The 6,546-nt window shown below is 42.6% G+C and carries 4 protein-coding genes and 1 pseudogene; 3 read left to right on the top strand and 2 right to left on the bottom strand.

The genetic code is table 11. The features are described from left to right. Positions 1-259: 259 nt before the first annotated feature. Positions 260-844: a tyrosine-type recombinase/integrase gene (locus LC574_RS20390; protein ID WP_229455248.1), complete on the bottom strand. Its 585-nt coding sequence runs from the start codon at positions 842-844 to the stop codon at positions 260-262. A gap of 197 nt (positions 845-1,041) precedes the next feature. Between LC574_RS20390 and LC574_RS20385 the strand changes: the two are divergent. Continuing rightward, positions 1,042-4,003, top strand: a pseudogene (locus LC574_RS20385) (Tn3 family transposase). Positions 4,004-4,124: 121 nt separating this feature from the next. Here the strand turns inward: LC574_RS20385 and LC574_RS20380 are convergent. Next, on the bottom strand, positions 4,125-5,069 hold the full coding sequence (locus tag LC574_RS20380) for a tyrosine-type recombinase/integrase (RefSeq protein WP_229455246.1): 945 nt from the start codon (positions 5,067-5,069) through the stop codon (positions 4,125-4,127). A gap of 46 nt (positions 5,070-5,115) precedes the next feature. Here LC574_RS20380 and LC574_RS20375 point away from each other — a divergent pair, with 46 nt between their 5' ends. Continuing rightward, positions 5,116-6,099 (top strand): site-specific integrase, encoded by a 984-nt coding sequence (locus LC574_RS20375; RefSeq protein WP_229455244.1) that lies wholly within the window; start codon positions 5,116-5,118, stop codon positions 6,097-6,099. 74 nt (positions 6,100-6,173) lie between these two features. Further along, positions 6,174-6,338, top strand: a complete 165-nt coding sequence (locus LC574_RS20370) for a hypothetical protein (RefSeq protein WP_229455242.1) — start codon at positions 6,174-6,176, stop codon at positions 6,336-6,338. Positions 6,339-6,546 lie beyond the last annotated feature (208 nt).

The raw sequence follows: 6,546 nt of genomic DNA, 5'->3' as shown, positions 1-6,546 counted from the left end.
CCCATCAATCCCTGCGGCGTATCTGTCATCGATAGAGACAGGTCAACCTTGGCTGTCTTACTGTCCACCATCACAGGATTCAGGATCAGTTCTGGCAACTCCAAGGGTGGCATCGGTGCATTTTGCAGGACAAACATTACCTGAAACAGTGGTGTAGGGGTCATGACGAAATACGTGTAAAATGGGACACGTTGTAAAGTTTTGTAAAGAAATCCGGCTGAAAGCATTGATTTGTAGAAATTTTGAACCAAAACTAGGTTCAGTCGAGCCAAAATTTCTGGAAGCGATCGCTCGTGAGTTCTGTGTAGCGAATAGTGTGTTGAATATTCTTATGTCCCAGATAAGCCTGAATAGCTCTGGTGTCATGACCATGAGATGCTAAATAAAACCCGCAGGCATGACGTAACATATGCGGATGCACCGATAAAGCTAACCCAGCAAGAGTGCCAGCACGACTAATAATGTTAAAGGCTGTGGCAGCAGCCATCGGAGTACCACGCTCAGAAACAAACAGGTAAGGGGAAGCAGGATATTCTCGTTGTAGTTGTCGTAGCCACCTCAACTCTCTGGCACGTAACGGATGGGTTGAACTGATACCATGCTTGAGTCGATTGATATAAATCGTGCCACTAGAAAAATCTACTTGAGACCATTGCAAGGCTACCAATTCTGATACCCGCAGACCGTGACGATAGGCCAGTAGAATTAAAGTCGAATCTCTATGACCGTGCCGCCCAAAAGATGAAGCTGCTTTAATCATGGCTTCAACTTCGTTGGGCAGCAGATGTTCTCGTGTGCGTTTTTCTAGGTTAGGAACCTTGAGGGGTGGAGTATTATGAGCCATAAAAACCAACTTGCCCATAAATGATAATTGAGTACTGTGACATTGGGTACGACACAATCAACTTCCCACACATTCCATGTTAAAAACTTGCCCATAAATAGTTCTTTTTGGTAATGTTTCCATACATAAGCAAGAGATGAGCGGCTTATTAGTGATATATATTTTTTGAAGTTAAAAATCGTACACACCCATTCAGAGTGACATCTATAGAACGTACTGCTTACCCCAGGTTAAAGCGCTACTTTACTGCTAAAGAACTTACGGAAATTTACACTCCTACAAAATCAGAAATTGCTTTCACCTATAGAACTGCCAAGGGACAAAGCAATATCTTTAACTTAATAGTTTTATTAAAAGCATTTCAGCGATTAGGGTATTTTCCAAAACTTTCTGAGATTCCCAACTCAATAGTCAATCACATTCGTGGCTGCTTAAAAATGCCAACTGAGATTGTTTTGGGTTATGAAAACAACAAAACAATGTATCGGCATCGAGTTGCTATCCGCGAATATCTCAAGGTAAATGATTTTGATAAAAATGCCAGACACTTAGCAGCATTAGCTGTACATGAATCAGCTAAAGTCATGGATAATCCTGCTGATTTAATCAACGTCGCTATTGGCGAACTAATCAAACAACGGTACGAATTACCGGGATTTTACACTTTAGACAGATTAGTACGTCGTATACGACATTTAGTTAATCAAAAAATATTTAATTTTGTTATTAACCGACTTGAGCAAGAATATATCGAGTATATAAATAGCTTATTAGATAGTTATCCGACCGAAAGGCTTACCCCTTTTAATAATCTCAAGCAGCTACCCAAGCGTCCAACTCGCAATCATCTTAATGATTTACTTATACACCTCACTTGGTTGGAAACATTAGGGGATGTCAAACCATTTTTAGACCAAATTACTGCTACTAAGATACAACATTTTGCTGCTGAGGCTAGGGTTTTAACTGCTTCTGAGATGAAAGCAATTAAGCTGCCCAAACGAATTACCATTTTACTATGCTTAATTTACTCGGCTCAGGTACAAACTAGGGATAATTTAATCGAAATGTTCCTCAAAAGGATGCGGAGCATTCATCATAAAGCTAAAGAAGAACTAGATAAACTCCGAGAAAAACAACAATCAACTATAGAGAGATTGCTGAGAATTTTTACCAATGTTCTAGAAATTTTTGTAGATGAACCAGTAAATACAGAAATTCTCGGTCAGGTAAATCAGGTTTTTGCACCCGTAGGAGGAGCGCAGCAATTGTTGAATGAATGCGAAGCTGTTAATGCCTATAAGGGGAACAACTATATTCCATTACTATGGCGTTTTTACAAAAGCCACCGCCGTGTATTTTTTCGGTTACTAAGTGCTTTGAAGTTTTCATCTACTACCAGTGAACAAAGTGTAGTATACGCATTAAATTTTCTGGTTGAAAACTCACATCGACGTGGCGAATTTATCAAAGATAGTATCAATCTAGATTTTGCTTCACCGCAATGGCAGAAACTTGTGTTTACTCAACAGGGAGAACATTCTAAAATTATTCGTCGTCATTTTGAGGTTTGTGTTTTCTCCTATTTGGCAGCAGAATTAAGGTCTGGGGATATATGTGTTCATGGTAGCGAGGATTATGCAGACCACAGAGAGCAACTACTTCCTTGGTCAGAATGTTTATCACTGATTGACCAATATTGTCAGAATTTGGGCTTGGTTTCAACTGCCGTTGGCTTTGTTGAGAAATTAAAGTCAATGCTTGCTGATACAGCACAAAAAGTAGATGAAGCTTATCCTGATAACCGTCAAGTTGTAATTAATGACCAAGGAGAACCAGTATTAAAAAAGCCACCACGTCATGAATTGAGTCTCCAAGCCAAGGCAATAATAGAAGCAGTCTCCGAACGTTTTCCAGAACGCAATTTAATTGATATTCTGAAAAATGTTGATTATTGGACTAATTTTACAAGACATTTTGGGCCAATGAGTGGCTCTGACCCCAAGTTAGAACGTGCTATTGAGCGTTATTTACTAACTACCTTTGCTTATGGTTGTAACTTAGGGCCAACACAAGCAGCACGACATATGCGAGGAGTGGTAACTGCTAGAGAGCTTTCGTTTGTCAATCGTCGTCATGTGAATGCAGATAAACTAAACGCAGCATTGACCGATATAATTAACCGCTACAATGTCTTGAACTTGCCAAAGTTATGGGGTGACGGCTCAACAGCAGCAGCAGATGGAACCAAATATGAACTTTATGAAGAGAATCTGCTGTCTGAGTACCATATTCGATATGGTGGTTACGGTGGCATTGCTTATCATCACGTTGCTGATAGTTATGTGGCATTATTTAGCCACTTTATTTCTTGCGGAACATGGGAAGCAGTTTATATCATTGAAGGCTTATTAAAAAATAAATCTGATATCCAACCGGACACGATTCATGCCGACACTCAAGGTCAATCAACACCAGTTTTTGCTGTCTTCCTATTTGCTGGGTATTAAGTTAATGCCTCGCATTAGAAACTGGAAAGATTTAAATTTCTTCCGTCCCGACAAAGAAACAGTTTATCAGCACATTGATTTACTTTTTAAAGATCCTATCAATTGGGTTTTAATTAAAATTCATTGGCAAGACCTTTTACAGGTTGTGCTATCAATTCAAGCCGGAAAAGTTTCTTCGCCAGTTTTATTACGAAAGTTAGGTAACTATAGCCATAAAAATCGGCTTTACCAAGCTTTTCAAGAATTGGGACGAGTAGTAAGAACAGTATTCTTATTGGAGTATATTTCTGATATTAAGTTAAGACAGCAGATTACTGCTGCAACAAATAAAGTTGAAGCTTATCATGGTTTTTCTAAATGGTTTTTCTTTGGGGGATTTGGAATAATTGGTTATAATGCTCCAGAAGAACAAGAGAAAATTATTAAATATAATGATTTGATTGCTAATGCGGTAATCTTTCACAATGTGGTTGATTTAACAAATATTTTGCGTGATTTGAAGCGTGAAGGCTATTTAATTATGCGTGAAGATGTGGCCGCTTTAAGTCCTTACATGAATAGTCATATCAAACGATTTGGTGACTACTCGATTGACTTGGATACTTTACCGCAGACATTGGATGAGGTGGCGGCGTTCGTTTTCGTGTAACTGACTGCTGTAAGAAGAATTCTTTACAAAACTTTACAACGTGTCCCATTTTACACGTACTTCGTCATGACCCCATAAGAAGCTCACGCCCCCAGTTCCAGTTTCTTAGAGGAAATAAGCACTAACGCCCCAAAATCTCCAACTGTACGGCAGCACGGCGTTTTCTCTCCTCTCCCCGACGGTCATACCGTGCAGTTATGGCAGGGTTTGAGTGACCGGCCAAACTTTGCACAGTTGCAATATCTGTACCAGCTGTAAGCAGGTCTGAGACGAATGTACGCCGCATATCATGAGGCGAGAAATGCTCTAGCCCCGCTTCTAACCCTCGCTTTTGCAAAATGAATAACACCGCCTGGGGTGTAAGGCGTTGCTGAACTACACGACCGGATTTGTTAACTTGACACAGCAGCGCTCCAGGGATGAGAGTTCTGATTTCAATCCAATCATTGACCAGAGCGATCGCACCTGGGGATAAATAAACCGTCCTGTCAACACGACCTTTACCTGACCTAACCTTTATCTCACCATCAGATTTAAAATCCTTCAAGTCAAGTTTGACCACCTCAGCCCGACGCAAGCCAGCACCGCGAAGGATAGCGATTAGTGCAGCGTCACGGAATCCGGCGGGGGTGCGATCGCTAAAGCAAACCCTCATCAATGCGTCAATCTCGTTCTGTGTTAATGCCCGTCCCCGCAGTTCCTTTCTTGCCTTCACGCTGCTGATATCAACTGCACGAGCATAGTCAACCGGGGACATTAACTCTAAACGTAGCGCTTCCTTGAGAACACGCCGCAGCGCACACAGCACCCTGTTAACTGTCGCGGGTTCATAATTTTTGATGAGTGCAGCTCGAATTGCGGCGGTGTGTTTGTACCTGAGTGATGCCCAGTCCAGGGTTAAATAATCAGCTTGCCCATTAGTCAACAGTTCAGCAATCAAAGAAAGCGATCGCTTCATCGTCGGTTCCGACCCCGGCGAGAGTGAAGAAAGGTAAACGGAGGCTGGGTGTTCCGTCAGTGGTGGCGGAATCGTCAAAACTAGAGATGAGGCAGTGCTGAGGGACATCACTTATCAAAAGGGGGCTTATAAGAATGAACGTTCCGATAAGTAAATGCATCAAACCCTTGAAAACAGCACACCTTCTCCTCTCGCTCTGGCTTCTCCCATCCCGCTAATCGAACATCCGGCTGCGGTCTATTTGGCAACCCTTTCCCCTGGTTCCCGCCCCACAATGCGCCAAGCTCTCAATGCGATCGCGCGATTGTTAACCAACTCGAGTTGTGATGCGATGACCCTGAACTGGGCAGCACTGCGTTACAAACATACGGCAGCAGTCCGCTCTGTGTTGAGCGAAAAATATGCACCAGCTTATGTCAATAAAGTGCTGTGTGCTTTGCGGCGAGTTTTAAAAGAAGCCTTGCGGTTAGAGATTATGAGTGCTGTTGATTTTGCTCGTGCTGTAGACATTCCCAACGTTAAAGTCACCAAGCAATTGCGGGGACGTGTTCTCGCGGCAGAAGAAATCGCCCAATTGATGCAAACTTGCTTTGATGACCCTACCCCCACTGGTTATAGAGATGCTGCACTATTTGCAATACTCCGTGGTTCTGGAGTCCGCCGCTCTGAAGTGGTGAATTTAGACTTGAGCGACCTTGACCTGAATAGCGGGGCAATAGAAGTGCGCGGTAGCAAAGGTGGTAAAGACCGGACTGTGTACTTACCCGATGCTGCTCTTACTGTCGTCTTGGACTGGTTAGAGCTTCGAGGCTACGAGGCAGGCCCTTTACTATGTCATGTCAACAGAGGCTCAAGGATAGTGCGACGACGACTTACCTCTCAAGCAGTGCTGTTCATCTTGCAAAAACGTGGTTTACAGGCTCTTGTAACTAATTTCTCCGCCCACGATTTCCGTAGAACTTTCATCTCCGATCTGCTCGATGCTGGTGAAGATATTTCTACAGTTCAAAGGTTAGCTGGACACGCTCACAGTGACCAGACTGCCAGATATGACCGTCGCGGTGAACAAACTAAACGCCGTGCTGTCCAAAAGTTGACTATTCCAGGACAGAGGAAGAAATCTCCTCTATTGATGTAGTTTCTACACTTTTTCTATAGGTTCCTGGCTCTGAAATGCGAGCGCTCTTCTTTTCAGTTTAGGGCTATAAGGGAATGGGGAATTTTATCTTTGAGCTTCAATCCTACTGTTGCCTGTTTCCTATTCCCTACCCTGAACGCGAGTGCGTCTTTGCAGGAGAAGGGGTCGGTAAACTACAAGAAATGGAACCGAGCGATTATGCAGATGAGCAGTATGGGTATTTTCAGCAACTAGCATAATCACTGATAAGATTTAATACCTAATGTCTGGCGAAGATGGTTGATGCTGGAATTGCTACGGGGTGATGTCTATATTTATTCGCAATCGCCAATGGTAGCCGTTGGCAGTAGCATCTCTTCACAAAAGCCATCGCTTGAAGAATGCGCTGACACATTTGGCGATGATAGTATCAAGGTAATTCATCATGACGAATTACACGATTTAATA

Source organism: Nostoc sp. CHAB 5715, from assembly GCF_020829685.1.
In the GTDB taxonomy this organism is placed as follows: Bacteria; Cyanobacteriota; Cyanobacteriia; order Cyanobacteriales; family Nostocaceae; genus Nostoc.
Note: the sequence above shows the minus strand (reverse complement) of the source record. Positions and strands in the feature narration are given on the sequence as shown.